At 51.0% G+C, this 1,058-nt stretch carries 3 protein-coding genes; all 3 read left to right on the forward strand.

Features of this window, described 5'->3' with window-relative positions:
- Positions 1 to 25 precede the first annotated feature (25 nt).
- Positions 26 to 175: a hypothetical protein gene (locus ABYP33_RS19590; RefSeq protein WP_373093079.1), complete on the forward strand. Its 150-nt coding sequence runs from the start codon at positions 26 to 28 to the stop codon at positions 173 to 175.
- On the forward strand, positions 172 to 612 hold the full coding sequence (locus ABYP33_RS19595; RefSeq protein WP_373093076.1) for an acyl-CoA thioesterase: 441 nt from the start codon (positions 172 to 174) through the stop codon (positions 610 to 612). The genes ABYP33_RS19590 and ABYP33_RS19595 overlap by 4 nt, the downstream gene beginning before the upstream one ends.
- Before the next feature lie 20 nt (positions 613 to 632).
- Positions 633 to 1,058: acyl-CoA thioesterase (locus ABYP33_RS19600; RefSeq protein ID WP_373093078.1), on the forward strand; the 426-nt coding region annotated here is incomplete at its 3' end.

Below are 1,058 nucleotides of genomic sequence, written 5' to 3' on the forward strand. Positions count from 1 at the left end.
GCAAACCCTGCCCGCTGAGCTGAGAATTGCCACGCGCCTTAGCGACGTCGGCATTAGTGAACAAGATGTCGACAGTTTGGCTGCAGACGCGATGAAGCAAACACGACTACTCATTAACAACCCTAGGGAAATAAGCTTGGCTGATGCAACAGCCCTATACAAGGAGGCCTTATGAGCGACAAAGCGGCCATACCCACACGCGACGCTTATCCCCATTTTTGTGAAATCCAAACTCGCTGGCACGACAACGACGTATACCAACACGTAAACAACGTAATTTATTATTCCTTCTTCGACACCGCCGTCAATGCGCATTTGATTAACAGCGGCGCCCTCGATATTGCTACTAGCCCCGCGATTGGTCTCGTCATTGAAACTCAGTGCCAATACTTTTCTTCTGTGAGTTTTCCTGACAAAGTGAGTGTCGGTCTAAAAGTGGTCCATTTAGGGAATAGCAGTGTGCGCTATGAAACCGCGCTATTTCGCAATAACGACACCGACGCAGCGGCCCTCGGTCGTTTTGTCCATGTTTATGTAGACCGCCAAACGAATCGGCCCATGCCCATACCGGACCCCGTCCGCAAGGTATTAAAAAGTATTACCGTCAATTAATACGACCAGGAGAGCTATTCATGTCAGACCCACTGCAGCAAGTCATCGCGCTACTCGGCCTAGAAAAAATAGACGAAAACCTCTACCGGGGACAATCAGAAGCCACGGACTGGGGGCGGGTCTATGGCGGCCAAGTAATTGCGCAAGCACTTTCTGCCGCCGCCCAACAGGTCGACCCCGGGCGCCACATCCACTCCTTTCACTCCTATTTTTTGCGGCCGGGGAATCCCGATTACCCAATTATTTTTGAAGTAGAAAGCAACCTCGATGCCGGCACCATCTCCAACCGCCGCGTTAAGGCAGTGCAGCGCGGCCAAACCATCTTTTTTATGACCAGCTCCTTTCAGCTCAATATCGACAGCTTTGATCACCAATCAGAAATGCCTGACGTGCCGCCACCAGAAAACCTACCAAAGGAAATGGAATTATCTGCAGAGGCGATACGC

The organism is Zhongshania sp. (assembly GCF_041584495.1).
In the GTDB taxonomy this organism is placed as follows: Bacteria; Pseudomonadota; Gammaproteobacteria; order Pseudomonadales; family Spongiibacteraceae; genus Spongiibacter.